Genomic DNA, 26,467 nt, shown 5'->3' with positions numbered 1-26,467 from the left:
CGGGCCATGCCCGGCGACACCACGCCGCAGTCATCCCTCGTCATCATCGTCCGGATGTTCACCGAACTCCGGGCGATTCTGCTGGTACTCGCAGCCGTGCAGGGTCTTGCCGGGCGCCCACGCACGCACGATGCGCGCGCGATCTTCCAGCCAGCCGTCGGCCGCCGTGTCGGTATCGTAGAAGCCTACGAAAGCAGCGTCGCTCCAGCCATCGTAGGGTGGCAGAAGCCAATCTTCGGCCAGCGTTTCGGCGATATCCCCGTCCAGCTCTGCGTACAAGGTCTGACCCACCTTGACCAAGCGTGAAGCGGGCCTGCCGGCGATCATGATCGGTGCCGGCGGCACCCACCAGCGATTGCCCTCTTCATCTTCTCCATCCTTCCAGCCTTTGAAACGCGCATCAGTGGTGTGTGCCGACATGGTCACCGCCCAATCGGCCGTGTAATTGCGCAGTGCATCGGCATTGCAGCTCAGCACGTCATCGAGCTCAGTGGCGATATCCACACCCGGCGCGAACACCACGTCAGGTTCCTTGCCGCGCCTGCGCAACTGCTCCATCCGCGTGTCGTAGCGCTCCTCGCACCCCACCAGCACAGAGCCGGGGTGGGTAGAGACGCGCGACGCCGTAAGTGAACGAACCGAAAAACCGATTTCGCTGACATTGCGCAAGGACAGGTTCCGCACATGGATGTGAGGGGCGGCGGTTGCATGTAACGGCCTCATCTCCAGCTGCTTGGATATCGTCTCAAAGGAGACATCATCAAGGATGGCCATCATCCCATCCGACAGCACTGCGATGCGCTGGGTCGGGTAGCCGAATACAGTGATCGGACTGGGCAGCTCGACCTCATGCAGATACGAATTGGGTTGTTTGACAACGATCCACGCATCGAATGGCGGCTTTGCACGCTTGCCATCACCCAGCACGACATCCCACACATTTCGCGACAGCGGCTCGCGTACCGAGGTGGGAGCCCGGCACTCGATGACGGCGGCCAGGTCCTGCAACGCCTGCGCGCTTGTGATGGCACGCACGGCAGCAGGATCATCGCCATCTGCGAAGGCGCCAGGCGAAACAACCATCCCAAGCGCAAGGAGCGCTGGAAGCAGACGGATCCGGAAGGACTGCGCCACGATGATCACCGCTCTGGGAAACCAAGCACTGTGCATTCGCGTCACGAAGGCGGCTATGAAGAAAGCTTCAAATTTCTCCGAGGTTGTTGCCACGAAAGCAATCCGTAACTTTCAGACAAGTTGCATGGACCAATGCATGGAGCGCCCCTGATCCTCAGGGACTTCCCCCGCTTCCGTCCACGTCATGTTGAGACTTCTTTTCGCCCTGCTGCTGTGCGCGCCGCTGGCCGCAGATGCTGCAGTTCTTTCAATGGAAGAGACCTTCGCTGCCTATGCGCACGTCATCACCCAGAATGACGAGGATGCCAAGACGGCGCTGCGTAGCAGCCTGCGCACGGCAGACCCGGACAACTATCCCGACATCGGAGACGTCGTTGACGCACTCTACGCATTCGAGAATCTTGCCACTGGTTTCGAAGAGCCCGCGGCCAGTGCGATCAACGCGCGCCGGGAAACCATTCACTGCCGTGTGGTCAGGATCGAGGAGGACAGCTCCTCCCATCGCGGCGTTGTGGACTACCAGTGCGCGCTTCCCGATGTTTCTGGCGCCTTTGACGCCTATCGGGAGAATCTGGCGCGCTCACGTGCCGGGGACCCTGATGGCGATGCTCTCAGAACGTTCCTTGGCATCTATGCGGCAACCCTGCGCGACGCGCCTGACACCACGTACACAGCGAGGGCGGAGTTCTCGCGCGTCGGCGACAATGGTCCATGGAGCAGTGCAGACATGCTGTTCCTCGGCTTGAATCTACTGAAGGAGCTGATGCCGTTTTCCGCTTGGGACGAGCGCATTGAAGCAGAGAAAGACACTCATCGAGTCCGGACAGACTAAGAGGCTTTCCAGATGCTCACCCACTTCCGCAGTCTCGTACGCGCGGCTCTGCTTCTCCTGCAGGCCTTGCTGCTCGCAGGTTGCTCACAGGCGTCACAGCCGTCAATGGCCGTGCCCGGCTCCGTCGTCAGCCTGTCGCCACCACCCGGGTTCGCCCCCGCCCCCAACTTCTCCGGGTTTGTCAGTGATGACGGCCGTGCCAGCATCCTGGTCGCCGAGCTGCCCGCCGAGGCCAGCAGCACAGTCAGTGGACTATTCGTGGATGAGCCCGCTGCGCGTAGCCGCTTCGCCAGCCAGGGCGTACAGGTCGATCGCCTGGAGTCGCTCAGCGTCGAGGGGCGGACGATCCCGGTGGTCATCGGCAGCCAGGTCGCGCACGGTTACACCTTCGAGAAGTGGATGGCGCTTTTCAGCGGCTCCCCCACCGTCATGATCACGGTTCAAGCCCCGCGTGATCATGCACTGACGCACAGGCAGGCGATGCAGGCCTTGGCGACCGTAACACTGCGTCCGCAGGCCACGCTTGAGCAGAAGATCGCCGCGATGCCTTTCAGCGTTGAGCCTGCGTCCCCTTTCCGCCTGCTGGACACCCTGTCCGGGTCAGCCGTGGCACTTACGGCCGGTGAACTGGATACTGATCCCGATGGTCTGCAGCCCCTGGTAATTGTCGCGTCGCAGCTTTCTCTCCCCTTTGCCTCTGACGATCCAGAGAAGGTGTCCGATCAGTTGATTGCGGGGACCGTCAGGATTCAGGGCGGAGCGATCACCTCAAGGGAGATCGTGCCGTTCGGTGGTATCGCCGGGCACCGGGTTGATGGAGTAACACCCGACGGACGCCACTACCGCCACTATCTCGCCCTGTGGCCGGGTGAGCGCTTCGTCCGTTTGGTTGCCATCCTGCCGGCAGACAGTTCCAAAGAAGTGGAAGACGCGGTTGACGCCACGGCCTCCTCGGTCCGGTTCCGCGAGCCATGACACCGATGATGCGGACCGACAGATTCGCGTGAGCCTATGCCACCGGGTCAGGCGCGCGCCTTTCCCAACGCCATACATTTTCAGACAAGTTGCATGGACCCCTGCATGAGATGCCCCTGATCCTCAGGGCCCTCCCGGATCGCCCGTGTGCCGCCATGCTGAAATCCATCGCCACCCTGCTGCTGGGAGCGCCGCTCACCGCTACCGCATCGCCCCCTGCAGCGCTCTCGCTGGAAGAGACTTTCGAGACCTATGTGCAGGTCATCGTTCACGGCGACACGCCGTCGAAAGAGAAGCTGCGGCACCATCTGCGTGCATTTGCGAAAAGCGACAGCGTTGATGTAACCGTCAATGCCATCGATGCGCTTCAGCTGCCCAAGGTCGCCTTCAACGATACGGCAATGGAACCGGTTGCCAGTGCTCTGGAGATGCGGCAGAAGGCCATGTCCTGCACCATCACCGACATCACCCGGGAGACGGTGCATTCACGCCGGTGCCGGCCGACATCGAACTGAAGGTCGAGGGCCGCGCCTTCCAGAACCTGGCGGAGGTACACGGCGAGGCGATTGCCGACGCCCTGCAGGTACGCCGGAAGACCATTCACTGCCAGGCAACCGGCAGCGATGTTGAAGAGATTGGAACACTCAGCGTTGGCACCGTGACCTATCGGTGTGTGCTGCCAGACATGTCCGGGCACTTCGAGGCCTATCGTGGTAGCCGAGAACGAATGAGGAACGGAGAGGGCGATCTGATGGATGATGCGTCCTTCGTCATCCACGCTTGATCCATCGTTGCCCGTGTCAGGGGCGATGGCACTTTCAGAACCGTTGCATGGCCCTGCACGGCCTGCATGGTCAATGCTGTTGCCCTCTTCCACCGGGGCAACCGCATGAAACACCGTATGACGTCGACCGCGCTCATGTTTCTGGCGTTGATGGCGTGCTGGCAGGCCGACGCGTCCAGGTTCAAAGCCACGAAGATCATCGTCGTCCGACCCTCGGTCGCCTTCGAGTCGACCCAGCTGAGCGACAGGCACCTGGATGCGTGGATGAGTGAAGACGACCAATGCCGCGACTTCCTGATGTACCACGATCAATGTGCCGTGCTGGTGCTGCCGGATGAGTACGACGACGGTTTCACCCGCCACCAGCTTCGGTTGAAGGCCAAGCAGCTGCCGGGCGAGGCACTGGGCGCGTACTGCCGCGACCTGCATGTGCTGTGGAAGCAGCAATGGAAGGGCCAGTGCCCCGTCGGCGAAGACGACGAGGAAGCATCCTGACACCGAGGGCGTAGCCCCTGCTCTGCGTTAGTCCTTCATGGGCGCAGCAGCAGCCTGATGTCCTCGCCGACCTGGCGCTGGTCAACCACGCGCAGGCGACGCTGCTGGTCCATGGCATCGATGCCGAGACCGGCCAGCAGCGGGCGTCCGTTGTCGCCCAGCAGCGTGGGCGCCTGGTACAGCAGCAGTTCGTCCACCCAGCCACCGCGCAGCAGCGCACCGGCCAGGGTCGCGCCGGCTTCGGTGTGCACTTCGTTGATGCCACGCTCGGCCAGCAGCGCCAGCACCGCGCCCAGATCCAACCGTCCCGCTGCGCTGGGCACGCTGGCAAATTCTGCGTCAGCCGCATCCGGCGCACTCACCGCCGCATCGTGCAGATACAGCGTCGGCGCCCCACCCTCACGCACACGGCCGCATTCGAGCGAACGCAGGCGCGAATCGAGCACCACCCGCAGTGGCGGCATCACCTCGGTGCCGGCCAGGCGCACGGTCAGCATCGGATCGTCGGCCAGCACCGTGTCGGCGCCGGTCAGGATCGCACCTGCACGCGCGCGCCAATGCTGCACGTCTTCGCGCGCGGCTGGCCCGGTGATCCACTTGGAACTGCCATCGGCCATCGCGGTGCGGCCATCGAGGCTCGCCGCCAGCTTCACCCGCAGCCACGGTCGATTGCGCTCCACGCGTGACAGGAAACCCTTGTTGATCTCACGCGCCTGCGCCGCCATCAGTCCTTCGGCGACCTCGATGCCGGCATTGCGCAGCAGATCAAAGCCACCGCCATCGACTTTCGGGAACGGATCGCGCATTGCGGCAACCACGCGCGACACGCCGGCTTCGATCAGCGCCAGTGCGCACGGCGGCGTGCGCCCGTAATGCGCGCACGGTTCCAGGGTGACGTAGGCGGTAGCACCACGGGCCTCGCTGCCGGCCTCGCGCAGCGCGAACACTTCGGCGTGCGGTCCACCGGCGCGCTGGTGCCAGCCCTGCCCGACCACGCGTTCGCCATGGGCGATCACGCAGCCGACCATTGGATTGGGACGGGTGGTGTAGGCAGCACGCTCGGCCAGGCGCAGTGCGTTGGCCATGTGCAGGTGGTCGAGGACGGAGAACGGGGTGGTCATGCGGCCATGGTAACGCTGCCGGTGTGGATCCACGTCATCAGTGCCAGCCCAGGTTGGCACCCACCAAGGGAGAGGCCGTCAGCCCTTCTTCTTCTTGGTCAGGGCGATCACATCGCCCAGCAGCTGCAGCTGTTCGGTACTGGCCGGCAGGTCGCGCTCGAGCTTCTCGATCTCCTCGCGGAAATCGGCCACGTCCTCGAAGCTGCGGTAGACCGACGCGAAGCGCACATAGCCGACATGATCGAGCTTGCGCAGTTCGTTCATGACGAACTCGCCGACCTTGATCGAGGGCACTTCGCGCTCGCCGCTGATGCGCAGCTGGTGCACCACGGCGCGCACCGCCGCTTCGATCTTGTCTTCGGCCACCGCACGCTTCTGCAGCGCGCGGTCAAAGCCAGCACGCACCTTTCGCTGGTCGAACGCCTCGCGGGTGCCATCGCTCTTGACGATGGCCGGCAGCTTCAGCTCGACCGTTTCCATGGTGCTGAAGCGCTCGCCGCAGGCTTCGCATTCCCGCCGACGACGGATCGTCGCGCCGTCTTCAGAGACGCGCGAGTCGATGACCCGGGTATCGGCATGTTGGCAGAAGGGGCAATGCATGGAACGCCTGGCTCAGGGAAGTACCTATTGCCACAGTCATGGCAGCGTCGCAAAGGTACCTGAGAAAGGGCCCCGCAGCAAATGCTGCCTGCGCGGAAGTGCCTGCATTTCGGCCGAACAGAGCCTCCAGCGCGGTCAGCGCTGCGCGTTCAACCGGGTGCCGACGCCGCGCGCGCCCCAACGCAACCACGCCAGGTGCCCGGCCATCAGCAGCAGCGGCGGGCCAAAGCCGAGGAAGGCCAATGTAGAGATTTCCCCGTGCTTGAAGGTGAAGTACAGCGTGGCGGCAACGACGCCCAACGCGGCCAGCGCTCCCACCCCCAGCCCTGCCCAGGCGACAACCGGTGATTGGCGCAGGCCGGCAACACCGCGCCACAGGAACAGGCCGCTCAGCCACAACCACGACAGCAGGCCGATGATTCCAGCCGACGACCACAGCAGCAACCACGTGTGCTCGTCGCCCGTCAGGTACTTGCCGTCCCATACCACCATCAGCCCCAGCACGGCCCCCGTGCCGCCTGCCGCCACGGTCGGCAGGCCCGCCAGCAGGCCGGCAACCGCCATCCAGCGCTTGTGCAGGCGCTCATCCATGCGTTCGATGTCCTTCCATGGGCCGCGTCATGCGCGGCGTTTGATCCATACCAGCATCGCAGCCGGCACCAGCATTGACGGGCCCAACAGCAGCAGGGCGATGCCTTCGGCGTGCACGGCGATACCCCACCACAGCGCCAGCCCCAGCGGGGGCAAGGCGGCCAAACCACCCGCCAACAGCATCCACCACCAGAGGCGGTGCGCGTGCAGCCCGGTACGCCCCTGCAGCAGAAACCCCGCGCTCAGCCACAACCAGGCCAGGCAGCCGGCAATGCCGGCCAGGCCCCACAGCGGCATCACGGTCACCGAGGCCAGCGTGCCATGGCCAAACTGGCCCAGCCCCATCAGCAGCAGCATTGTCGCCGCCGCGCCCCCCATCACCAGGCTGGGCAGGCCGAACAGCACCGCCAGCGCGATGTACAGGTACTTGAGGCGGCGCTCATCCATGCGCGGGATTCCTGGGTGACGGGGTCAGAGCCCTTCCCTGCGGGAAGGGATCCGACCCCTGCGTCGATTGGGTAGCGGGGCCGGATCCCTTTCCTGCGGGACGGGGATCCGACCCCACTGCCCGATCAGCCGTAGACCGGGTACTTGCGGCACTGCGCGCTGACCGCATCGCGCACGCGGGCGATGACGGCGTCGTCGTTCGGCGCGTCGAGCACGTCGGCGATCCAGTTGGCCAGGTCCACGCAGTCCTGTTCGACGTAGCCACGGGTGGTCACCGCCGGAGTGCCCAGGCGCAGGCCCGAGGTCACGAACGGCGAACGCGGGTCGTTCGGCACCGAGTTCTTGTTGACGGTGATGTGGGCCTTGCCCAGCGCCGCCTCCGCGTCCTTGCCGGACACGTCCTTGCCGATCATGTCCACCAGCATCAGGTGGTTCTGGGTGCCGCCGGAAACGATCTTGTAGCCGCGCGCGATGAGCGTGCTGGCCATCGCCTGGGCGTTCTTCACCACCTGCTGCTGGTAGGCCTTGAAGCCCGGTTCCAGCGCTTCCTTGAAGGCCACGGCCTTGCCGGCGATGACGTGCATCAGCGGGCCGCCCTGGATGCCCGGGAACACGATCGACTGCAGCTTCTTGACCAGGTCTTCGTCGGCGCCCTTGGCGACGATGATGCCGCCGCGCGGGCCGCGCAGGGTCTTGTGGGTGGTCGAGGTGACCACGTGGGCGTGGTCCAGCGGGCTCGGGTACACACCGGCGGCGACCAGGCCGGCGACGTGGGCCATGTCCACGAACAGGTAGGCACCGACCTTGTCGGCGATGGCGCGGAAGCGCGCCCAGTCGATCACCTGCGAGTAGGCCGAGAAACCGGCCACGACCATCTTCGGCTTGTGTTCCAGGGCCAGGCGCTCGACTTCGTCGTAATCGATCAGGCCCTGGTCGTTGACACCGTACTGCACGGCGTTGAACAGCTTGCCCGAGGCATTCACCTTGGCACCGTGGGTGAGGTGGCCGCCGTGGGCCAGGCTCATGCCAAGAATGGTGTCGCCCGGCTGCAGCAGGGCGAAATAAACCGCCTGGTTGGCCTGCGAGCCGCTGTGCGGCTGCACGTTGGCGTAGTCGGCGCCAAACAGCTGCTTGAGGCGGTCGATGGCCAGCTGCTCGGCGATGTCCACGTATTCGCAGCCACCGTAGTAGCGCTTGCCCGGGTAGCCTTCGGCGTACTTGTTGGTCAGCTGGCTGCCCTGGGCTTCCATCACCGCCGGGCTGGTGTAGTTCTCGCTGGCGATCAGCTCGACGTGGTCTTCCTGGCGCTGGGTCTCAGCGGCGATGGCCTTGGCCAGTTCGGGATCGTAGGATTCGATGCGGACGTCACGCGGGAACATCGGGTACTCCAGCAGGCAGGGAAAAGGGGTACGGCTCAGCCCTTGATTGTAGCCCCGCACCGGCCCGCTGGGGCCGAAACCGACGGGGCCGGCATCCCCGAAGGAATCCGGCCCCGTATGGTTTCGATCGACAGTTGTGGGGTCAGAGCCCTTTCCGTTGGAAAGGGACCCGACCCCGGCCGCGATCCTCAGCGGCTGTTGATGATGTAGTCGGCGATGATGCCGGTCGCCACGGCCACCAGCAGCATGTTGCCGCGGTCATCGCGGATCCAGTGATGCCCATACGGCGGGCGGCGCAGGTGGTAGCGCGGGTAGTCGTTCACCACGTAGATGGGGCCGCGGTAGTAATCGCGGTAGCGGTGGCCGACCTTCCAGCCATAACCCGGGCCGTAGGCCGGGCGGTAGACCACGCGCGGCGGCGGCGGGGCCGGACGGTAGTAGCGGTCGTGGTCGCGGTGCCAGTCGCGGCGGTCGCGTTCCCAGTCGCGCCGGGCCTCGCGGCGGTCGCGCTCCCAGTCGCGGCGGTCCTGGCGCCACTCACGGCGATCCTCCCGCCACTCACGGCGGTCGTGGTCGCGGCGATGGTCGTTGTCGGCGAAGGCCGGGGCCACGGCGCCCAGCGCCAGCACAGAGGCCACGGCACTGGCCATTACTCGATTGATGCGCATGTCAAACCTCTGCTTGGGTGGGTGGTGAGCCCATATTGCGCAACCGATCTGAACCGTTTCCGGCTGGAAACGCTTCCCGCTGCGGGACTGTGACGCAGTATTCAGGCCGCAGCCAGTCCGGCGGGGGGCCCCCGGGCGCGGCGCAGCAGCGGTTCCGGCTATAATTGGCGGTATTCCATTCCAGTCTGTGCCCGCTGCCGCAACGGGATGTTCCCGTGACGGGTCGGGCGCAGGGCCGCGCCTACGGAGACCGCATGTCCTCGCAATACATCTACACCATGAACCGCGTGTCCAAGGTGGTCCCGCCCAAGCGGCAGATCATCAAGGACATCTCGCTGTCCTTCTTCCCGGGCGCGAAGATCGGCCTGCTGGGCCTGAACGGCGCCGGCAAGTCCACCGTGCTGAAGATCATGGCCGGCGTGGACACCGATTTCGAGGGCGAAGCCCGCCCGCAGCCGGGCATCAAGGTCGGCTACCTGGCCCAGGAACCGGAACTGGACCCGACCAAGACCGTGCGTGAAGCGGTCGAGGAAGGCGTGGGCGAAGTGCTGCAGGCGCAGGCCGCGCTGGAAGCGGTGTACGCCGCCTACGCCGAGGAAGGCGCCGACTTCGACGCGCTGGCCAAGGAACAGGAGCGCCTGGAAGCGATCCTGGCCGCCGGCGACGCGCACACCCTGGAAAACCAGCTGGACGTGGCCGCCGATGCACTGCGCCTGCCGCCGTGGGATGCCATCGTGGGCAAGCTGTCCGGTGGTGAAAAGCGCCGCGTGGCGCTGTGCCGCCTGCTGCTGCAGAAGCCGGACATGCTGCTGCTCGACGAACCGACCAACCACCTCGATGCCGAGTCGGTGGAATGGCTGGAACAGTTCCTGGCGCGCTACACCGGCACCGTGGTGGCCGTCACCCACGATCGCTACTTCCTGGACAACGCCGCCGAGTGGATCCTGGAACTGGACCGCGGCCGCGGCATTCCGTGGAAGGGCAACTACACCGACTGGCTGACCCAGAAGGATGAGCGCCTGAAGCAGGAAGACAACCAGGAAAAGGCTCGCCAGAAGGCGATCCAGAAGGAACTGGAGTGGTCGCGCCAGAACGCCAAGGGTGGCCGTACCAAGGGCAAGGCCCGTCTGGCCCGCCTGGAAGAGCTGCAGTCGGTCGATTACCAGAAGCGCAACGAGACCAATGAAATCTTCATCCCGCCGGGCGAGCGCCTGGGCAATGCGGTGATGGAGTTCAAGAACGTCTCCAAGAAGTTCGGCGACCGCCTGCTGTTCGACAACCTCAGCTTCCTGGTGCCGGCCGGCGCCATCGTCGGCATCATCGGCCCCAACGGTGCCGGTAAGTCGACCCTGTTCAAGATGATCACCGGCCAGGAAAAGCCGGATACCGGCGAGATCGTGGTCGGCCCGACCGTGAAGCTGTCCTATGTGGACCAGAGCCGCGATGCGCTGGAAGGCAACCACAACGTCTTCCAGGAAATCGCCGGTGGCCTGGACATCCTCAACATCAACGGCATCGAGATCCAGTCGCGCGCGTACATCGGCCGCTTCAACTTCAAGGGCCAGGACCAGCAGAAGATGGTCGGTTCGCTGTCCGGTGGTGAGCGTGGCCGCCTGCACATGGCCAAGACCCTGCTGCAGGGTGGCAACGTGCTGCTGCTCGACGAACCGTCCAACGACCTGGACATCGAAACCCTGCGTGCGCTGGAAGATGCGCTGCTGGAGTTCCCGGGCAACACCTTCGTCATCTCGCATGACCGCTGGTTCCTGGACCGCATCGCCACGCACATCCTGGCGTTCGAAGGCGATTCGCACGTCGAGTTCTTCCAGGGCAACTACCGCGAGTACGAAGAAGACAAGCGCCGCCGCATGGGCGACGACGCTGCGCCGAAGCGCCTGCGCTTCAAGGCGCTGAAATAAGGCAACCGGAAAGGCCGCGCTCGCGCGGCCTTTCTCCTTCTGTGGGTCGCCCGCTTGCTGGCGACACCTTCGCGAGAAGCCCCATGTCCCTGTTCGAGCGCCTGTTCCAGCTGCAGCAGCACGGCACCACCGTGCGTACCGAGCTGCTGGCCGGTGTCACCACCTTCCTGACGATGTCCTACATCGTCTTCGTGAACCCCGAGATCCTCGGCACCACCGGCATGGATGCCGGTGCGGTGTTCGTGGCCACCTGCCTGGCCGCTGCGCTGGGTTCGGCGGTGATGGCGCTGGCCGCCAACTTCCCGGTCGGCATGGCACCGGGCATGGGCTTGAACGCGTTCTTCGCCTTCACCGTGGTCGGTGCCGCTGGCCTGCCGTGGCAGCAGGCGCTGGGTGCGGTGTTCATCTCCGGCCTGGTGTTCCTGGTGCTGTCGCTGACCGGCGTGCGCGCATGGCTGGTGTCCGGCATCCCCTCGTCGCTGCGCTCGGCGATCGTGGCCGGCATCGGCCTGTTCCTGGCGATCATCGCGCTGCAGAAGTCCGGCGTGATCGTCGGCAATGAAGACACGCTGGTGGCGCTGGGCCCGCTGAACACCGCACCGCCGCTGCTGGCACTGGCCGGCTTCCTGCTGATCGCGGTGCTGGAAGCGCGCCGCATCCGGGGCGCGATCCTGATCGGCATCCTGGCCGTGACCGGCGCCGGCTGGGCGTTGGGCGATGTGCAGTACCAGGGCCTGGTCTCGCTGCCGCCGAGCCTGGCACCAACCTTCCTGCAGCTGGACCTGCCGGGCCTGCTGCACCATGACGGTGGCGCACCCATCGCAGTACTGCTGCAGGTGGTGCTGGTGTTCGTGCTGGTGGAGGTGTTCGATGCCACCGGCACGCTGTACGGCGTGGTCGGTCGTGCCGGCCTGCTGAAGCTGCCGGGCGCGCAGAAGCGCTTCGGGCGTGCGCTGCTGGCCGACAGCACCGCGATTGTTGCAGGCTCGATGCTTGGAACCAGCAGCACCACCGCCTTCGCCGAAAGCGCCTCGGGCGTGCAGGTGGGCGGGCGCACCGGCCTGACCGCGCTGGTGGTGTCGGCACTGTTCCTGGCCGCGCTGCTGTTCTCGCCGCTGGCGGCGATGGTACCCAGCTATGCCACCGCACCGGCGCTGCTGTTCGTGGCTGGCCTGATGCTGCGCGAACTGGTGGAAGTGGACTGGAGCGACCTCACCGAATCAGTGCCGGCCGCGCTGTGTGCACTGGCGATGCCCTTCACCTACTCGATTGCCAATGGCCTGGCGTTCGGTTTCATCGCATACGCCGCGCTGAAGGCCGGTACCGGCCGCTGGCGCGAAGTGCATCCGGCAGTGTGGCTGGTGGCGGTGCTGTTCACCCTGCGCTTCGCGTTGGAATGAGGCCTGGCGGAGGGTCAGAGCCCATTGCTGCGCAACGGGCACTGACCCGGCAGCACTGTAGTTACCCGCGCGGCTGCAGACGCCCGTCGGCGGCGAAGCGCCAGCGCCCTTCGGCCCAGCCACGACCAAACAGGGTCAGCATCTGCGAGTAATAGGCCGGCTCGTCAGCACGCTGCTGCTCCGCGCTGGGCAGGCTGGCCAGCAATGCATCGGCACGCTTGGTTTCGCCTTGGGCGATCAGGTACGGCAGCAATGCCGCGCGGAATCCGTAGTTGCCTTCGCCCTGCCCCTGGCCACTGCGGGTGTCGATCTTTTCCCACATCGGTGCCCCACTGCGCAGGCGCTGCAGCGGCCCGGACAGGGCCGCCAGCTGCGCGCGGAACAACGGATCGCGCGATGCGGTCATGCCGGCCCAGGTGTAGCAGCGGATGGCGTCGTAGCCGCCGACCGCACCGCGCACCGGATCGACGACGAAGCGACCGCTTTTCCACGCCGCCCAGTCCGGTGCGAATCCGTGCGGGCTGCTCTGCTGCAACAGCTGCACGCTGTTGCGCGCCAGCGCCTGCCACGGCCCGCTGCGATCTTCCGCCGCAAAGCGGCGCAGCAGCGGCAGGGGCAGATAGCTGGGGTTGACCCGCGTGGCGTCCCCTTCGATGAACCCCTGTGGGCCCGGCAACAGCATCGGGCCGAGCCCGGGCAGGTCCACGATCTCGCGCGCCCGCACCTGCGCCAGCATGCCCTCGGCGATGGCCTTCAGGGCGGGACGGCGCCACAGCCGCGCGCCCTCCAGCAGCGCATAGGCCAGCCACAGATCGGAGTCCGAGGCCGGGTTGTCATCCAGTACCCGCCAGGCTTCGGCGTCATCGCGCCCCCACAGCCAGGCCGGCAGGCGCGTGCCCATGTCGCCACCGGCGAGGTTGTCCTGGGTCCAGCCGAGGATGCGGTCGAACAATCCCTGATCGTTGTCCACCAGCGCGAAGAACAAGGCGTACGACTGCCCTTCCGAGGTGCTGCGCTGGTCCTGCTGGCTGCGGTCGATCATGCGCCCGTCGCGGCTCAGGCTGCTGTCGACCAGCACCTTCCAGGCCGGCCAACGCGGCGCCGGCTGCGCCAGCGCCTGTGCGCGCGACCAGCCCAGCACCGGCAGCACAGCGGCCACCTGCAACAGGCGACGGCGGCGCAGATCAGCGGAATTCGCCATAGGGCACCAGCGGAGACACGGGCAGCGGCAGGTTGCCCTGCCAGGGCTTGAAGGTATAGCGCAGGTAGAGCTGGAACGAATTCGGCGAGAAATCGCGGCTGCGCTGCAGGGTTCCGGCAGCGCCCAGCACGAAGTGATCGCCGAGGCGGCGTTCGACCGCGCCGTACAGGCGGTAGCCGGTGCCGGTGCTGCTGCTGTCGCCGGTGTACAGGCCGGCCTGGTCCAGTGTCAGCGGGCCGTACTGCGGTTCCAGCTGTGCGATCACGCGGTCGATCAACGCCTGGTCAGGGAAACGGCTGATCGATGAGGTGCGCGCACTGGACACACTGACCGAGCCATCCAGGCGCACCGACCACACATCATTGCGCCAGGCGAAGCTCACCGGCAGGCTCAGCGAGGCATAGCGCTGCGGGCTGTAGTAGCCGCCCTGGCCCAGCGAGTAGCCGCCCAGATCCTTCTGGTAGCGCCAGTACATGGCGGTGGTGCCCACATCCAGGCGCATGTCGGCGCGCTGGATCAGCTTGTGGTACCAGCCCACCATCGCGCGTGCACGGGTGTTGTCGACCACGTTGCGGCCAGTCAGGCGATGCCAGCTCCAGTTCGACCACACACCATTGCGCCCGCCTTGGTCGTAGCCGAGGCTGAAGGTGGCGCCGTTGGCGGTGACCCCGCCCCAGGCGATGCCACTGCGCGGATCGACAGCGCCGGCCTGCGAGAGCAGCGAATTGGTCATCGGCCGCCGCGACACGGTGGCGCCCCAGCCGAACCGGCCGAGATCGCCATTGAGGGTGACGCCCCCCAGCCAGTTGCCGGCTACGTAGTTGGACGGCGTGTGGCCGATGTCGAGGTTCCAGCGGTCGTCCAGCGTGCGCCAGCCTACCGCGAAACCTGCACCGGAGCTGCGTCGCTGGTGCACGAAGCGGGTGCAGCCCGGTGCGCGCAGGCCACTGCCGTCGGCGCGCAGCAGATCGAGGTCGCAACTGCCGAAATCCTCGTCGTAGGCCCCGTTCCCATCGGTCTGGAAGCGACCGGCATCGAAGTCCACCTGCTCGATGCGCGCCCAGCCCAGCCCACCGGCGAACGGCGCGTCGAGATGCGCGATGCGGGTATCACGCGACAGCCGCGAAATGCCCGGCGTCCCATCGCTGCGGCGACCGGTATCCTGCATCACCGTCAGGGTGGGATTCTCCTGCTGGTACAAGGTCTCCACGTCGCTGCGCAGGCTGCGCCGCAGCCAGTCATCGCCGGCGGTCTCGCGGCTGGCCAGGGTCAGCGCGCGATTGTCGCGCGGCGTAGCCTGGCCGGGAGCCAACAGGCCGTTATCGGCCATGGCCTGCGCGTACATGTCCAGCGCCTGCTGCGGATCATCGCGGCGCACCAGCCGTGCCGCATCACGCCAGGACTGTGCATCCGGCCCGGTCCTGCGCGCCAGCAACGCGCGCAGGATCGCCAGCGCCTTGCTGTCTTCGCGCAGGTCGGTCCAGATAGTGGCGAGCTGGCGCTGCTGGCCGATCTCGGCCGCGTCCACCACCGGCGGTGCATCCTGCATCTGGCGGCGTGCGCTGGCCAGATCGCCGCTGCCGATCCAGGCCTGTACCTGGCCCAGCTGCGCATCCACATTGTCCGGCTGCGCGGCAAGCACGCGCTGGTAGTAGTGCAGCGCCTGCACGTGGTCACCGCGCAGGCGCGCCCATTCGGCCATCAGCAGATCGTTGTCGGTGCTGGGCGGCTGCTGCTGCAGCAGCGCGATGGCCTCGGCCTCACGTCCCTGCGCACGCAGCTCCCACAGCTGATCGACCAGCTGCTGGCGCTTCAGGCGCGCGGACAGCGCACGGATATCATCGTCCCACCGCGCCTGCGGCAGCGCGTCGAGCACCGCCAGTGCCTGCGCCAGGCGATCAGAGCCGGACAGGTACAACGCCTGTGCATAGCGTGCCTCGGCACTGTCATTGCGGGCCGCCATGTCGGCCACCACTGCATCGGCCTCGTCCTGCCGGCCCGCCCCGCGAAGCTCGTTGCCGAGCGCGAAGGCCAGCCAGGCGTCGGCCGGCAGCTCGCTGCGCAGTTGCTGCCCCAGCACGATGGCGGTGGCGGCATCACCGCTGGCCAAGGCCTGTTCGCGCCGCTCGCGCAGGCGGCTGATCTGCAGCTGGCGCAGGTCTTCGGCATACAGCCTGCGCTGTGCCGCAGGCAGGGCATGGATGAACGCTTCCAGCCGTTGCGGATCGGTGCGGCCATACAGCTGCACCAGCTTGCGGATCACGTTGGCATCGTTGGGCGCCATCCGCCGTGCCAGCTGCAGCTGGCGTTCTGCGGCCGCGTCATCGCCGCGGGCCACGGCCACGTCGACCAGGCCCAGCGCCGCATTGACGTCGCGCGGTTGCTGGCGGCGAGCCTGCGCGTAGAGCCGCTCGGCCTCATCCAGCCGGCCCGCGGCCAACGCGGCATCGGCCTGGTCCAGCTGCAGCCAGTAACGCGTGCTGGCAATCAGATCACTCCACTTGTCGCTGCTGTCACCAGCCGGTGTGGCCTGCACCGCGCGTTGGAAGTAGCCGATGGCCTGCTCGCGCCGTCCTTGCCGCATCAGCGCCATGCCCAGCCCACCCAGCAGATCGGCCTCGCGCGGATAGCCACGCAAGGCCTGCAGGAAGGCACGTTCGGCTTCGGCGTTGCGACCGGCATCCAGCAGCTGTTGGCCCCGCAGGCCCGCACGCCATGCCGGGTCGCTCACCCGCCTGTGCTGGTCGGCATAGCGTTCGCGCACCAGCGCCAGGTCGTTGAACGCCGGGTTGCGGGTGATGAAATCCTGCAGGCGGCGCACGCTGCGTTCGTCGGCCGGCTGCTCCTTCAGGTATCCCCACTCGGCATCGGCGGCCATGCCACGCGCTTCTGGGTTGCGCCCCATCCGTTGCAGTGCGGCCAGCGCTTCGTTGTCGCGGCCGGCGGCGAACAGCAGCTGCGACAGCGTCTGCAGCAGCGTCACATTGCCCGGGTAGCTGCGATCCAGCTCGCTCAGCCCCCGGATGGCCAGGGCGCGTCCATCGGCCTGGCTGCCACGCAGGCGCCAGTACTCCAGGCCCAGCTGCAGGCCAGGCGGATCGTCATTGAACAGGCGACGGTAGATCGCCAGCGCTTCGGCACTGCGGCCGCCGGCGGCAAACAGGCGGGCCTGCTGCAACGCCTGCTGCAGGTCGCCGCGGTAGGCGCGCCAGAGGCGTTCACCGGCCGCCAGTTCGCGGCTGCCGGCACCGAGCTGGCGCAGCCGCTTCAACGTGGCCTCGGCATCGTCCAGCTTCTGCTGCGACAGCTGCACCTCCAGGATCGCCACCAACGTAGCCCGATCATCCGGGGCCAGCATCCGCAAGCGGGCCAATGCGTCCTCGATCAGGCTCTGGCGGCCGGTGGCCTCGCCGATCCGCACCTGCTGCAGCAGCCATTGCCGTTGCTCGGCCACGGTGCCGCCGGGGGTGTCCGGCAGCGCCTGCGCCGCGCATGGGGCGGCACCGGCCAGGCCAAGCAGGACCAGGCCGGATGCGGTGACCAGCGGGTGCCGCCTGCGTGCCATCAGTGCCCCGGATCCAGGCGCTTGGCCGCCACCCAGCGCAGCGCGCGCCACAGCAGGAAGGCCACCATCAGCACCACCACCGTGGCCAGCACCGCCAGCAGCGCAGGGTGGTCGGCCAGGTGGTACCACAGCAGCAGCCACCACGGCAGTGCGCCCACGTAGTAGTGCTCGCCGACGAACTGGCTGTGGATACCCGAACTGCGCAGGATCGCCACCGATCCGGCGATGGCCTCACGCTTGCCGGTATCACTGAGCGCGTCGTCCAGCAGGCCATAGTCGGCGGCGTCGCTGGCCGCCAATGAAACGATACTGCGCTGCGCGTGGTGCGGCGATTGCATGCCGATGATCGCGGCGAACGGGGCCTGCGCGGTCACTGCCACTTCGGTCACCGCCGGATCGCCGGCACGGCTGCCGCGCCGCGCCTGCTCCATCGCCGCCTGCGGCGAAGGCGATTGGCCATTGAGCAGGCGCGTGCGCTGGTCGTCGATCAGCAGCGACAGCTGCTGGCTGCCGCGCAGCTCGGCCGGCAGCGTGCCCAGCATCAACAGGTCCGCATCCAGCGCACTGGCCTGCTTCCAGTCATCGGACAGGCGCAGGCCGTAGGCCGGGTAGCCACTCTGCACGCCCAGGCCGCCGACCAGGTTCAACAGCAGGCTCACCTGCGCTTGGCTGGAAACAGACGGCACCAGCACCACGGTCTCGGACAGGTCGGCCATGCGGGTGAACGGGAAGCCGCTGAGTGCGAACGCCGACAGGTCCGGCAACCCCATGTAGTGATGGAAGCCGGAGAAGTCGATGGTCGAGTCCTCCTCGATGGCCGCCTGCAGGTTCGGCGGCAGCACCGTCTGGCAATGGTCGCGCTGGGCGCTGCCCATCACGCTGGCGAAGTTGAAGTCGAAGCGCAGCTGGTTGCGGTCACCCAGCTTCAGGGCCGGAATCAGCAGGCGCCCGGCATCGGCACCGGCATCACCGGCCAGCACCGGCAGGCGGATTTCCTCCAGGCCCTGCTTGCCGTTGCGCCGCACCAGCGGGAAGCTGGAGATGAACTGGTCGTTGATCGCCACCCCCAACCGCGATTCATCGCTGCCGAACGGCGGCGTGTAGCGGTAGCGCAGGTTCAGCGGAATGCCCTGGTTGCGCCAGATGAACAGATCCGGCGGCAGGTTGAGGTTGACCGTGATCGGCTGCGGCGACACGCCATTGGCATGCAACTGCTGCGGGTAGTCCAGCAGCTCGGCCAGGCGCACGGCGCGGTCGGTGCGCACCCAGTTCGGGGCATCGTAGGGCTTGCGCGGAGCCAGGGGCTTGATCTCGTCGATGCTGACCTGGCGGCCACGGAACAACACATTGCCGGCCGCCATCGCGGCCACCGCCTTCTGCAGGTCGTCATCGTTGCGGCCGAGCACCAGCAGCAGCTTGCGCTGCGGATCTTCCGGCAGCGCCATCAGTTCGATCACCGGACCCTTCACGGGTGCATGGTTGGCGATCACCGGCGGGAACCTGCCGTTGACCGCCAGCACTACCGCATGGCCGCTGTCGGGCAGCGCGCCGAAGCTCACCGGGAAGCGCGCCTGCCGCCACCAGCCGGACAGGCTGCCGAAATAGGAGGCCATCACCGCCGCGGCACGCTGCTGGGCAAGACTGGGTGCGGCAGCGAACACCACTGGCAGTTCCAGACGCGCGGTATCGCGGGGGTCGAAGAAGGGCAGCGGGAAATTGGCCAGGTCGTCCTGCATCGCCAGCGGCTGGCCGCCCAGGCGCAGCGTGCTGTTGCTGGACAGGTTGACCCACAACGAACTGTGGGTCGGCTCCTCGCAGATATCGGTGTAGTGGCCGACGAACTCCAGCCGCACCTGGTTGAAGTCGGCGATCAGCCGCGCATCCAGCGGCAGTTTGGCCTGCACCGGACGGCCCAGCTGATCGTTGCTGATCGGCACCACGCCCATCATCGCGTCGTTGAGATAGACCCGAAGATGCGACAGGGTCGGCAGCAACGACGGTGAGGGCGTGAAGCTCAGGTCCAGTTCGGCGTCGCGCACCAAGCGGTCACGGCGCACCTGGAACTCGAACGTGGTGGCATTGCGCACGCCGGACAGCAGCGTGTCCTGGCGCCGCCCGAGCTGGGCAAAGGTGTTCTGCCGCTGCCATGGCCACGCACTGCCGGCCCAGGTCTGCGCCAGCGCCGGTTCACTGCCTGCGGCGGGTGCCGCGGGCACGGCCGCCGTCTCGGCCGGCGGCGACGCCGCCGGCGGTGCGGCTGCCGCAGTGCGCGCGGCAGGCATTCCGGCGGGGACAGCCGGCGCCGGGGCACTGTTGCCTGAAGCCACGGGCAGGGCCAGCAAGGGCAGCAGCAGCCAGCGCATAGAAAGAGGAGTGCTCATGGACGAAGCCCTGGATCAGCGGCTGGGTCAGCCGGGTGGGAAGGAAGCGGACGTTGCGGGGCGAAGCTGGCCATCCATCGCAGCAGGCGACGGCTCCAATGCTTGGGACGATCAAGATCGAACGGCGTGAAGTCACCCATCCGCCGGTAACCTCGCCAGCCCAGCACCAGCACGCTCCACAGGCTGCGCGGCAGGCTCTTGGGCTGGTATCCGGCATGCCAGTCCAGCCAGGCATCGGCGCGGGCGAAGGTGCACTGGGCAAACTCCACGCGCTGGCGCTCGCTCTCGAACAGCAGCAACAGGCCCAGGCGATGGCCGACGGTGCGCTGCACGCGGGCCGGGAACGCGAACTCGCGGCGGCCACGCCCCAACAGCACCTGCACGCGCTCGCCTTCGGCCAGCCGGGCATCCTCGCCCAGCTCGATGCCGACGCCATCATTGGAGTAGTCCTGCAGCACGCCACGCAGGCGGCGGCCATCGGGAATCTGCAGCGCCATCGGCAGGCGCGTGGTGACCCGGTGCGTGCGCCGCACCTGCTGCACTTCGGCAGCCACGGCCAGCGCGCCGCCAATGATGAGCAGGTTGTAGAGCACCCACAGCGAGCTGACCACGACCGTGCCACGCTCGTCGGCCGGCCCGTGCATGAAGCGCCATACGGCCAGGCACAGCCCCAGCACGTTGAGCAGCGCCAGCACCAGGTACGGCCGCGCCACGCGCCAGTCGAAGCGATCACCGGCCTGTGTCCCGCCCTTGTCGGTCACGTTGAACTTGCCTCGCCCCGGGCTGAACAGTGCCACCGTGGTCGGCCGCGCGATGTACCAGGCCAGCACCGTTTCATACACCTCGCCCCAGAACGGGCGCCGGTACTTGCCCTGGATACGCGCATTGGTGAGGCTGGCGTGCGCCATGTGCGGCACCACGAACAGCAGGATGGCCAGCGCCGGCGCGTAGATGATGTAGACGTGCAGCAGCAGGAACGCCAGCGGCGCGGTCAGGAACACCAGCCGCGGGATGCCGGCCAGGAAGTGCAGCATGGCGTTGGCGTAGCAGAAGCGCTGGAACAGGCTCAGGCCTTTGCCCAGCAGCGGGTTGTCGATGCGGAAGATCTGCACCATGCCACGCGCCCAGCGGATGCGCTGGTTGACGTGCGCACCCAGGCTGTCGGTGGCCAGGCCCGCCGCCTGCGGGATGCGCAGGTAGGCCGAGTTCCAGCCACCACGATGCAGGCGCAGCGCGGTGTGCGCATCCTCGGTGACGGTTTCGGTGGCGAAGCCGCCGATCGCATCGATGGCCTCGCGCCGCAGCACCGCGCACGAGCCGCAGAAGAAAGCCGCATTCCACAGGTCGTTGCCGTCCTGCACCAGCCCGTAGAACAGCTCGCCTTCATTGGGGTCGCTGCGGAACACCTGCAGGTTGCGTTCGAACGGGTCGGCCGAGAAGAAATGATGCGGGGTCTGCACCAGCGCCAGTTTTGGATCACGCAGGAACCAGCCGCAGGTGACCTGCAGGAAGGAGCGCACCGGCAGGTGGTCGCTGTCGAAGATCGCCACCAGCTCGCCATCGATCAGCGTCAGCGCGTGGTTCAGATTGCCGGCCTTGGCGTGGCGGTTGTCGCTGCGGGTGATGTAGTTGACCCCGGTCTGTGCGGCGAATGCGCGGAACTCCTCGCGCTTCCCGTCGTCCAGGATGTGGATGCGCAGCTTGTCGGCCGGCCAGTCCAGGCCCATCGCCGCGTACACGGTGTGCCGCACCAGCGCGAGGTCTTCGTTGTAGGTGGGGATCAGCACATCCACCGTCGGCCACTGCCGGATGTCCTGCGGCAGCGCCGCCGGGCGCCGGCGCAGCGGCCAGGCCACCTGCACATAGCCCAGCATCAGCACCAGCCAGGAATAGGTCTCGGCCGCCAGCAGCACCACGCCGCAGACCAGGTCGAAGGTGCTGTTCCAGTTCAGCGTGGCGGTGTAGCGCCACCACAGGTAGCGGCAGGACACGGTGATCGACAGCACCACCAGCACCAGCGTGGCGTACCGGCCCTGCATGCGCCGCACCAGCAGCGCGATGGCCCATAGCAGCAGCACGAACACGAACTGCGCGACATAGGTGAACGGCTGGGTGATGCACAGCACGGCCAGCCCCAGCGTGGCCAGCCCGATCAGCAGCGTCAGCAGCTGCCGCGACCGCGGCGACATCACGCGCGCCCGTTGCACGAACCAGTGTGCCAGGCGGCTGTTCCGGAATTCGCTCGGCGCATCGCGCATCGCGCGCAGGTAACGCAGGTGGCCGCGCCCGGCCGCACCGCGCAGCTCGGCAATGCGCTGGCGGCGGGCTTCGGCCAGGCGCAGCCGGCGCCTTGAAGCCTTCGGTACCAGCCGCACCACCGACAGCCAGATGGCCTGGATCAGCAGGCGCAGCGGATCACCCAGCCGCCAGCGCCGGTCACCCTGCACCTGCGGAAACGCCGTGCGCAGGCGCGGCGCCAGTGCCTGCCAGGCCGGGCCCTCCAGGCGCAGCAGCGCCCAGCCCAGCAGCTGCAGCAGCCATAGCAGGGCGCGCGTCGGCCACGCGGCATGGACGCGCTCGCGCATGCGGCTCCAGCCCAGGTAGTAGACGCGGCTGCTCATCAGCGCTCCCCTGCCCTGCCCTGCCGGCGCGCGGCTTCGGCCAGGCACCACAACACCAGCCCGTCGACGTCGGCGGCGGCCAGCGAGTTGGCGGCATGGCGCCGCAGCGGCTGCTTGCTGGCCAGCGCCGCCGGCACCTGGGCATCTTCATGCAGCGGCTGCGGCACCAGCCGACGCGCGTGCGAATGCAGCCACAGCTGCATGAGATCACGCTGCACGGTGATTGCCGGGTCGTAGCGGTTGGCCAGCAACAGGCGATCATCGTCGCGCTCGCGCTGCAGGAACACATGGCTGGCCGGATCGACGCAGGCCAGCCGAAGCGGCAAGGTGCAGCACGCGTGCTGGTTGATCGCGGCCGCATGGGCCGGCAGCCGCTGCGGCAGATCGAACAACAGCCAGTCGAACTGGGCGGCCAGCTGCGGCAGTCGATCGGCCCAGAGCGTGGGCGTGTCGCGCAGATGACGTTCCACCTGCATCGCCCCCTCGGCATCAACCCGCCCATACGGCAGCACGGCCAGGCCAGGCGCGCAGGCGAAGGCGGCATCGCGCCAGTCGCTACCCTCCAGCAGCGCGCGCGCCCATCCACCCTCCACGTCGGCCGCCAGCCCCAGGTGCAGGCCGAGCATCTGATCGGGACTGCACTCGACCAGCAGCACGCGCACGCCCTGGGCGTGCAGGCCCTGCCCCAGCGCCGCCAGCACCGTGGTCACCCCGGTGCCACCGTGGATACCCTGCAGCGACAGCACGGTGCTCATCGACGCGGCTCCAGTTCGGCCAGCAACGGCCAGCGTGCCAGCGCCTGCGCACGCTCGTGCTGGGCCGAGAAATCCACGTATGGCAGCTCGGGCATGTCCAGGCTGCGGCGCAGCAGGTCGATGTCATCCTCTTCCACGGACAGCGTGGCGGGCACGGCAAGAATGTCGGCGGCCATCAGCGCGCGTCCTCCGGATAGGGGCTCCAGGTCTGGCTGCCCTGCAACTGCAGCCACGGCTTGCCGTCGTAGTCGATGACCTTGGCGCCTTCATTCTCGGACACCGAAGGGGTCTGCGGCAGGCCCTTCAGCAGGGTGTCCCAGTTGCGTTCGCTCGGCGGCGACTGCGCGTTGAGCGCATACACGCGCGACACCAGTTCGGACAGCGCCAGATAGCTGCTCGGCTCGGGCACGTGGCGCGGCCCGCCGGCGGCCGGCGCGCCCATGCCCACCAGCTTGACGCCCACCGGCACGTGGGTGATCGACGGGCTGGGAATCTCGCGCATGCCCGGAATCTGCATGCGGTCGCCATGCAGGGCCGCACCGTGCTCGGGCACCACCACGATCATCGCGCGGCGCCCGCTCTTTTCCACCGCGTCGACGAAACCGGCCATGTCACCGAGCACCATTTCCGCACGCGCCTTGTAGTCGGCGGCGTTGGAGCGACCGTCGGCACCGACGATGCGGTTGCCGTCGTGCAGCGAGATCGTGTTGTAGAACAGCGCCACCTGCTGCGACGCCTCGGCCTGGCGCTGCTTCCACCAGGCCATCAGCACGTCGCCATCGCGCCGCAGCGGCGACTTGTCAAAGGCCACCAGCGCCTTGGGGAACGCATTGATGTCCATGGGCTGCGCCTGCAGGCCGCCGTACTGGTGCAGTTCGCCGATGAAGTCGTCGAAGTGGCCGTCATGGTTCATCGCCAGCTCGCTCTGGAAACCCAGACGCTGCAGGTTGGAGAACAGCTGGCACTCGGCCGGCACCGGATCGAACAACGCGGTATGCGAGGTCTGGCCACAGCTGGCGCGCAGCAGGCGGATCGCCGCCGGGCCGCTGTAGGCGGTGGCCGAGTTGAAGTCGTCGAACACCACGTCCATGTGATCGAGCAGGTTGTTCTGGCGCAGCCCCACTTCATCCAGGTCGCTCCAGGCCAGCGAGCAGATGTTGAGGATGATGACGTCGAACGGTGCGCCGCTGGCCGGCGCCGGGAAGTTCGTCTTCAGCCCCGCCTGCTGCTGGTAGAAGCTGGCCAGCCAGGCGTTGAGGGTTTCGTTGTTGGCCGGTGGCAGGCTGCCACCGGCGCCGCTGCCGGTACCCGCCGAGGCGGTGGCGGCGCCCTGCACCCAGCCCAGGCCGGCCGGCATCGGCATGGCCAGCACGGCCATGCCGAGCATGCCGAGCACGCTCAGGGTGGTGATGCGCAGCCAGGGCTTGAGCAGGTAGTACGCCACCAGCAGTACCGCCAGCACCGCCACCATCTGCCAGTTGATGAAGCGCTGCGCCAGTTCGAGCCAGTAGTCGGCCGAGAAGTCCAGCACGCCCGGTTGCACCAGCAGCCGCTTGAACGGTGGCCACCAGGTGTCCTGGTAATACAGCGCCACGCCCACCGGCAGCGCCACCACGGTGCGCACGATGCGCGCCCAGCGCCAGCGCAGCGGCACCAGCAGCGCACCGAGGAACAGCAGGTTGGGCAGGATCTTCAGATCCAGGGCGCCCATCCAGGCCAGCACCACCTTGGACAGGAAGTACAGATTCCAGCCGCGCAGGTCGGCCCACGCGAACGGCGATGCGGGAACGGCCTGCGGACTCATGCAGCGCCCCGCGGCGCACGCCGGCGCACGCCGCTCCGGCGCAGGTGGCGGGGTGGCAGCGCGCGCGCCACGCTGCGGCGCAGTGCACGCCACAGGCTGCCCAGCATCACGCCAAAAGGAATCATCACCAGTGCACAGGCGACGATCAGAGTCCACAGCTGCTGGTCGGTGGTCATGCGGAATCTCCCAGCCGCAGCGGCGTTGGAGCGGTGAAGGATGGCCCTTCCACGGCCACGGCCACCACCGGCAGGGCCGTCGGGGGGGGCGGCAGCACATCGGCGTCAGGATCGCTGCCACTGGCATTCATGGCTGCGATGTCATATTCGGCCAAGCGCTGGTAGCCATCGAACAGCTCGCGCCAGGGCAGGCGGAACAGGTTGCCCAGCGCCTGCTCGACGGCATCGCGGCGGCAACCAAACAGGAACAGGCGCACCTGCCCGCGGTAGATGCAGGCCAGATCACCCTGGCGGCGGATGCGCAGCTGCTGCAGGGTCTGCTCGGCGCGCAGCCCGGCGACCGGTTGCAGCGCCAGCACGGCGCTTTCCACCGCACTGCCATCCTGGTCGATGCGCTCGCCGGCAATCTGGCGGAAGCGCGCCACATTGACCAGGCCACTGAGTGCTGGAGGGCGGTGGGCACGGATCAGCGGTTCCGGGTCGTCGGCAAGCTGGCCCTGCCAGCGCTGCCGCTGCACGGTTTCAAGCAGGGTCAACAGGCGCGGCAACGGCGTATCGGCGGGCACCACCAGGCTGCCACCACACTGCATGAGCAGGCGCTCATCGGCATAACGAAGGCAGGGTTGCAGCTCGCGCACGACCAGTTTCAACGCGCTGCCACGCTCGCGGCGCAGGCGATGCAGCAGCCGCGCCAGCGCATCGACCTGGGCATTTTCGGTAATGGCCAGCACCACGGTCGCTTCACGCGCCTGCAGTGCCGCCGGCAACAGGCCGCCCCAGCCGTCGAACAGGCGCCATGCGGCCGACAGCGGTGGCGCCCCCTCCAGCACCTCGGCCTGGGCCAGGAACACATCGCGGTCGCTGCCGCTTGCATCGTGGGCGGGCGTGGCGACGGCATCGTCACTGCGCCGGTGGTGCAGCGTGTTGCCCTCCTGGACCACGCCGAAGGATTGCTGCGCGACCACGCCGTGGCTGTTGGACCAGTAGTGCAGCAGCAGCTGCAGCGCGCCCCGGTGCGGATGCAGCTGGGCCACCCCCGCGCAGGTGCGGTTCAATGCCAGCAGCCGCGGGGCCAGGGTGGCCACTTCGCCGTGGCACAACAACAGCAGCACCTGGTGCGCCTGCTCGGCCCAGGCCTGCAGCTGCGCGCACCAGCGCGCCAAGCGCGCGTCATCCCAGCCATCCAGCGCTGCCACCGGAAACTGCACCAGGCTCAGCCGTGTCTGTGCGGACGCGGTGCGCGGCAAATCGCCGGCCAACCCGCGCAGCGCCTGCTGCATGCCATGGTGCGAACGCCGGAACAGGCGCAGCTGCGCCGGCCCCTGTGCGGCCGGCAACAGCGCCAGCATCGGTTCGGCACCGCGCCCCAGCGTGATCAGTACGGCATCGTGCAGTGCATCGGCAGCGGCCAGCACGCCGGCACCGAGCAGGTCGGTCGGCGCGCTGCCGGCGGCGACCACCCAGTACAGGCCGCCGCTGCGCATCTCAACGTATTCAGCGGGTAGTCCGGCAATGGCAAGGTGGGTCGCTGTCACGCCGGGTCCTTTCAGCGGCTCTCAGCCGGGCGAAGTACCCGGAGCCAGCGCTGTGGTGAAGGGGAGCTCGATTTCACGACGTAC

At 67.5% G+C, this 26,467-nt stretch carries 23 protein-coding genes; 7 read left to right on the top strand and 16 right to left on the bottom strand.

Annotated elements, in window-relative coordinates; all coding sequences use genetic code 11:
* Nucleotides 1-30: 30 nt before the first annotated feature.
* Nucleotides 31-1,227, bottom strand: a complete 1,197-nt coding sequence (locus tag ARC23_RS17990) for a hypothetical protein (RefSeq protein ID WP_238985268.1) — start codon at nt 1,225-1,227, stop codon at nt 31-33.
* Between the two features lie 91 nt (nt 1,228-1,318).
* On the opposite strand from ARC23_RS17990, the gene ARC23_RS17985 reads away from it, so the two are divergent.
* The 5 genes from ARC23_RS17985 to ARC23_RS21255 all read left to right on the top strand — a co-directional run bounded on the left by ARC23_RS17985 (nt 1,319) and on the right by ARC23_RS21255 (nt 4,220).
* Nucleotides 1,319-1,966: a hypothetical protein gene (locus ARC23_RS17985; RefSeq protein ID WP_057498460.1), complete on the top strand. Its 648-nt coding sequence runs from the start codon at nt 1,319-1,321 to the stop codon at nt 1,964-1,966.
* Nucleotides 1,967-1,978: 12 nt separating this feature from the next.
* Nucleotides 1,979-2,941, top strand: coding sequence for a hypothetical protein (locus ARC23_RS17980; RefSeq protein ID WP_057498459.1), 963 nt, complete (start codon nt 1,979-1,981; stop codon nt 2,939-2,941).
* A gap of 110 nt (nt 2,942-3,051) precedes the next feature.
* A complete protein-coding gene (locus ARC23_RS17975; protein ID WP_160321667.1) occupies nt 3,052-3,456 on the top strand; it encodes a hypothetical protein in 405 nt (134 codons plus the stop codon).
* Complete coding sequence (locus ARC23_RS17970; RefSeq protein ID WP_057498457.1) at nt 3,435-3,725, top strand: hypothetical protein; 291 nt, start codon at nt 3,435-3,437, stop codon at nt 3,723-3,725. Before ARC23_RS17975 ends, ARC23_RS17970 begins: the two co-directional genes overlap by 22 nt.
* Before the next feature lie 264 nt (nt 3,726-3,989).
* Nucleotides 3,990-4,220, top strand: coding sequence for a hypothetical protein (locus ARC23_RS21255; RefSeq protein WP_238985267.1), 231 nt, complete (start codon nt 3,990-3,992; stop codon nt 4,218-4,220).
* Nucleotides 4,221-4,255: 35 nt separating this feature from the next.
* Here the strand turns inward: ARC23_RS21255 and ribD are convergent, their stop codons facing one another.
* From ribD to ARC23_RS17935, 6 genes are all read right to left on the bottom strand, one after another.
* Nucleotides 4,256-5,341, bottom strand: coding sequence for a bifunctional diaminohydroxyphosphoribosylaminopyrimidine deaminase/5-amino-6-(5-phosphoribosylamino)uracil reductase RibD (ribD, locus tag ARC23_RS17960; protein ID WP_057498524.1), 1,086 nt, complete (start codon nt 5,339-5,341; stop codon nt 4,256-4,258).
* A gap of 78 nt (nt 5,342-5,419) precedes the next feature.
* Nucleotides 5,420-5,941, bottom strand: a complete 522-nt coding sequence (nrdR, locus tag ARC23_RS17955) for a transcriptional regulator NrdR (RefSeq protein WP_057498456.1) — start codon at nt 5,939-5,941, stop codon at nt 5,420-5,422.
* A gap of 135 nt (nt 5,942-6,076) precedes the next feature.
* Nucleotides 6,077-6,532: a hypothetical protein gene (locus tag ARC23_RS17950; protein ID WP_057498455.1), complete on the bottom strand. Its 456-nt coding sequence runs from the start codon at nt 6,530-6,532 to the stop codon at nt 6,077-6,079.
* A gap of 27 nt (nt 6,533-6,559) precedes the next feature.
* A complete protein-coding gene (locus tag ARC23_RS17945) occupies nt 6,560-6,979 on the bottom strand; it encodes a hypothetical protein (RefSeq protein WP_057498454.1) in 420 nt (139 codons plus the stop codon).
* A 125-nt stretch (nt 6,980-7,104) separates the two neighbouring features.
* Nucleotides 7,105-8,358 carry a serine hydroxymethyltransferase gene (gene glyA, locus ARC23_RS17940; protein ID WP_057498453.1) on the bottom strand — a complete coding sequence of 418 codons (1,254 nt, stop codon included), beginning with the start codon at nt 8,356-8,358 and terminating at the stop codon, nt 7,105-7,107.
* 188 nt (nt 8,359-8,546) lie between these two features.
* Nucleotides 8,547-9,026: an RcnB family protein gene (locus tag ARC23_RS17935; RefSeq protein ID WP_057498452.1), complete on the bottom strand. Its 480-nt coding sequence runs from the start codon at nt 9,024-9,026 to the stop codon at nt 8,547-8,549.
* Nucleotides 9,027-9,280: 254 nt separating this feature from the next.
* Here ARC23_RS17935 and ettA point away from each other — a divergent pair, with 254 nt between their 5' ends.
* Together ettA and ARC23_RS17925 are read left to right on the top strand one after the other, a co-directional pair.
* Entirely contained in the window at nt 9,281-10,945 is a 1,665-nt protein-coding gene (ettA, locus tag ARC23_RS17930) for an energy-dependent translational throttle protein EttA (RefSeq protein ID WP_005408049.1), read from the top strand.
* Nucleotides 10,946-11,028: 83 nt separating this feature from the next.
* Nucleotides 11,029-12,345, top strand: coding sequence for an NCS2 family permease (locus ARC23_RS17925; RefSeq protein WP_057498451.1), 1,317 nt, complete (start codon nt 11,029-11,031; stop codon nt 12,343-12,345).
* 61 nt (nt 12,346-12,406) lie between these two features.
* Here the strand turns inward: ARC23_RS17925 and bcsZ are convergent, their stop codons facing one another.
* Genes bcsZ through bcsE form a run of 9 tightly spaced genes read right to left on the bottom strand, consistent with a single transcriptional unit; the run spans nt 12,407 to nt 26,383 of the window.
* The gene (bcsZ, locus tag ARC23_RS17920) at nt 12,407-13,546 is read right to left on the bottom strand and encodes a cellulose synthase complex periplasmic endoglucanase BcsZ (protein WP_057498450.1); all 1,140 of its coding nucleotides are present in this window, start codon (nt 13,544-13,546) and stop codon (nt 12,407-12,409) included.
* Nucleotides 13,530-17,111, bottom strand: a complete 3,582-nt coding sequence (gene bcsC, locus ARC23_RS17915; RefSeq protein ID WP_057498449.1) for a cellulose synthase complex outer membrane protein BcsC — start codon at nt 17,109-17,111, stop codon at nt 13,530-13,532. The genes bcsZ and bcsC overlap by 17 nt, the downstream gene beginning before the upstream one ends.
* Nucleotides 17,111-19,492, bottom strand: coding sequence for a cellulose biosynthesis cyclic di-GMP-binding regulatory protein BcsB (gene bcsB, locus ARC23_RS17910; protein ID WP_057498448.1), 2,382 nt, complete (start codon nt 19,490-19,492; stop codon nt 17,111-17,113). The genes bcsC and bcsB overlap by 1 nt, the downstream gene beginning before the upstream one ends.
* Nucleotides 19,489-22,113 carry a UDP-forming cellulose synthase catalytic subunit gene (bcsA, locus tag ARC23_RS17905; protein WP_057498447.1) on the bottom strand — a complete coding sequence of 875 codons (2,625 nt, stop codon included), beginning with the start codon at nt 22,111-22,113 and terminating at the stop codon, nt 19,489-19,491. Before bcsA ends, bcsB begins: the two co-directional genes overlap by 4 nt.
* On the bottom strand, nt 22,113-22,868 hold the full coding sequence (gene bcsQ / locus ARC23_RS17900; RefSeq protein ID WP_057498446.1) for a cellulose biosynthesis protein BcsQ: 756 nt from the start codon (nt 22,866-22,868) through the stop codon (nt 22,113-22,115). The genes bcsA and bcsQ overlap by 1 nt, the downstream gene beginning before the upstream one ends.
* Nucleotides 22,865-23,044 carry a cellulose biosynthesis protein BcsR gene (bcsR, locus tag ARC23_RS17895; protein WP_057498445.1) on the bottom strand — a complete coding sequence of 60 codons (180 nt, stop codon included), beginning with the start codon at nt 23,042-23,044 and terminating at the stop codon, nt 22,865-22,867. The genes bcsQ and bcsR overlap by 4 nt, the downstream gene beginning before the upstream one ends.
* Nucleotides 23,044-24,672 (bottom strand): cellulose biosynthesis protein BcsG, encoded by a 1,629-nt coding sequence (gene bcsG / locus ARC23_RS17890; RefSeq protein ID WP_057498444.1) that lies wholly within the window; start codon nt 24,670-24,672, stop codon nt 23,044-23,046. The genes bcsR and bcsG overlap by 1 nt, the downstream gene beginning before the upstream one ends.
* Nucleotides 24,669-24,848 carry a cellulose biosynthesis protein BcsF gene (gene bcsF, locus ARC23_RS17885; protein ID WP_057498443.1) on the bottom strand — a complete coding sequence of 60 codons (180 nt, stop codon included), beginning with the start codon at nt 24,846-24,848 and terminating at the stop codon, nt 24,669-24,671. The genes bcsG and bcsF overlap by 4 nt, the downstream gene beginning before the upstream one ends.
* Complete coding sequence (bcsE, locus tag ARC23_RS17880; protein ID WP_152985296.1) at nt 24,845-26,383, bottom strand: cellulose biosynthesis protein BcsE; 1,539 nt, start codon at nt 26,381-26,383, stop codon at nt 24,845-24,847. The genes bcsF and bcsE overlap by 4 nt, the downstream gene beginning before the upstream one ends.
* Between the last annotated feature and the right edge of the window lie 84 nt (nt 26,384-26,467).

Origin of the sequence: Stenotrophomonas beteli (assembly GCF_001431665.1) — a bacterium.
In the GTDB taxonomy this organism is placed as follows: Bacteria; Pseudomonadota; Gammaproteobacteria; order Xanthomonadales; family Xanthomonadaceae; genus Stenotrophomonas; species Stenotrophomonas beteli.
Note: the sequence above shows the minus strand (reverse complement) of the source record. Positions and strands in the feature narration are given on the sequence as shown.

Coding starts and splice junctions, on each gene's coding strand:
- ARC23_RS17985 (WP_057498460.1), top strand. CDS start 1,319: ATGTTGAGACTTCTTTTCGCCCTGCTGCTGTGCGCGCCGCTGGCCGCA.
- ARC23_RS17980 (WP_057498459.1), top strand. CDS start 1,979: ATGCTCACCCACTTCCGCAGTCTCGTACGCGCGGCTCTGCTTCTCCTG.
- ARC23_RS17975 (WP_160321667.1), top strand. CDS start 3,052: ATGCCCCTGATCCTCAGGGCCCTCCCGGATCGCCCGTGTGCCGCCATG.
- ARC23_RS21255 (WP_238985267.1), top strand. CDS start 3,990: ATGAGTGAAGACGACCAATGCCGCGACTTCCTGATGTACCACGATCAA.
- ribD (WP_057498524.1), bottom strand. CDS start 5,341: ATGACCACCCCGTTCTCCGTCCTCGACCACCTGCACATGGCCAACGCA.
- nrdR (WP_057498456.1), bottom strand. CDS start 5,941: ATGCATTGCCCCTTCTGCCAACATGCCGATACCCGGGTCATCGACTCG.
- ARC23_RS17950 (WP_057498455.1), bottom strand. CDS start 6,532: ATGGATGAGCGCCTGCACAAGCGCTGGATGGCGGTTGCCGGCCTGCTG.
- ARC23_RS17945 (WP_057498454.1), bottom strand. CDS start 6,979: ATGGATGAGCGCCGCCTCAAGTACCTGTACATCGCGCTGGCGGTGCTG.
- glyA (WP_057498453.1), bottom strand. CDS start 8,358: ATGTTCCCGCGTGACGTCCGCATCGAATCCTACGATCCCGAACTGGCC.
- ARC23_RS17935 (WP_057498452.1), bottom strand. CDS start 9,026: ATGCGCATCAATCGAGTAATGGCCAGTGCCGTGGCCTCTGTGCTGGCG.
- ettA (WP_005408049.1), top strand. CDS start 9,281: ATGTCCTCGCAATACATCTACACCATGAACCGCGTGTCCAAGGTGGTC.
- ARC23_RS17925 (WP_057498451.1), top strand. CDS start 11,029: ATGTCCCTGTTCGAGCGCCTGTTCCAGCTGCAGCAGCACGGCACCACC.
- bcsZ (WP_057498450.1), bottom strand. CDS start 13,546: ATGGCGAATTCCGCTGATCTGCGCCGCCGTCGCCTGTTGCAGGTGGCC.
- bcsC (WP_057498449.1), bottom strand. CDS start 17,111: ATGGCACGCAGGCGGCACCCGCTGGTCACCGCATCCGGCCTGGTCCTG.
- bcsB (WP_057498448.1), bottom strand. CDS start 19,492: ATGAGCACTCCTCTTTCTATGCGCTGGCTGCTGCTGCCCTTGCTGGCC.
- bcsA (WP_057498447.1), bottom strand. CDS start 22,113: ATGAGCAGCCGCGTCTACTACCTGGGCTGGAGCCGCATGCGCGAGCGC.
- bcsQ (WP_057498446.1), bottom strand. CDS start 22,868: ATGAGCACCGTGCTGTCGCTGCAGGGTATCCACGGTGGCACCGGGGTG.
- bcsR (WP_057498445.1), bottom strand. CDS start 23,044: ATGGCCGCCGACATTCTTGCCGTGCCCGCCACGCTGTCCGTGGAAGAG.
- bcsG (WP_057498444.1), bottom strand. CDS start 24,672: ATGAGTCCGCAGGCCGTTCCCGCATCGCCGTTCGCGTGGGCCGACCTG.
- bcsF (WP_057498443.1), bottom strand. CDS start 24,848: ATGACCACCGACCAGCAGCTGTGGACTCTGATCGTCGCCTGTGCACTG.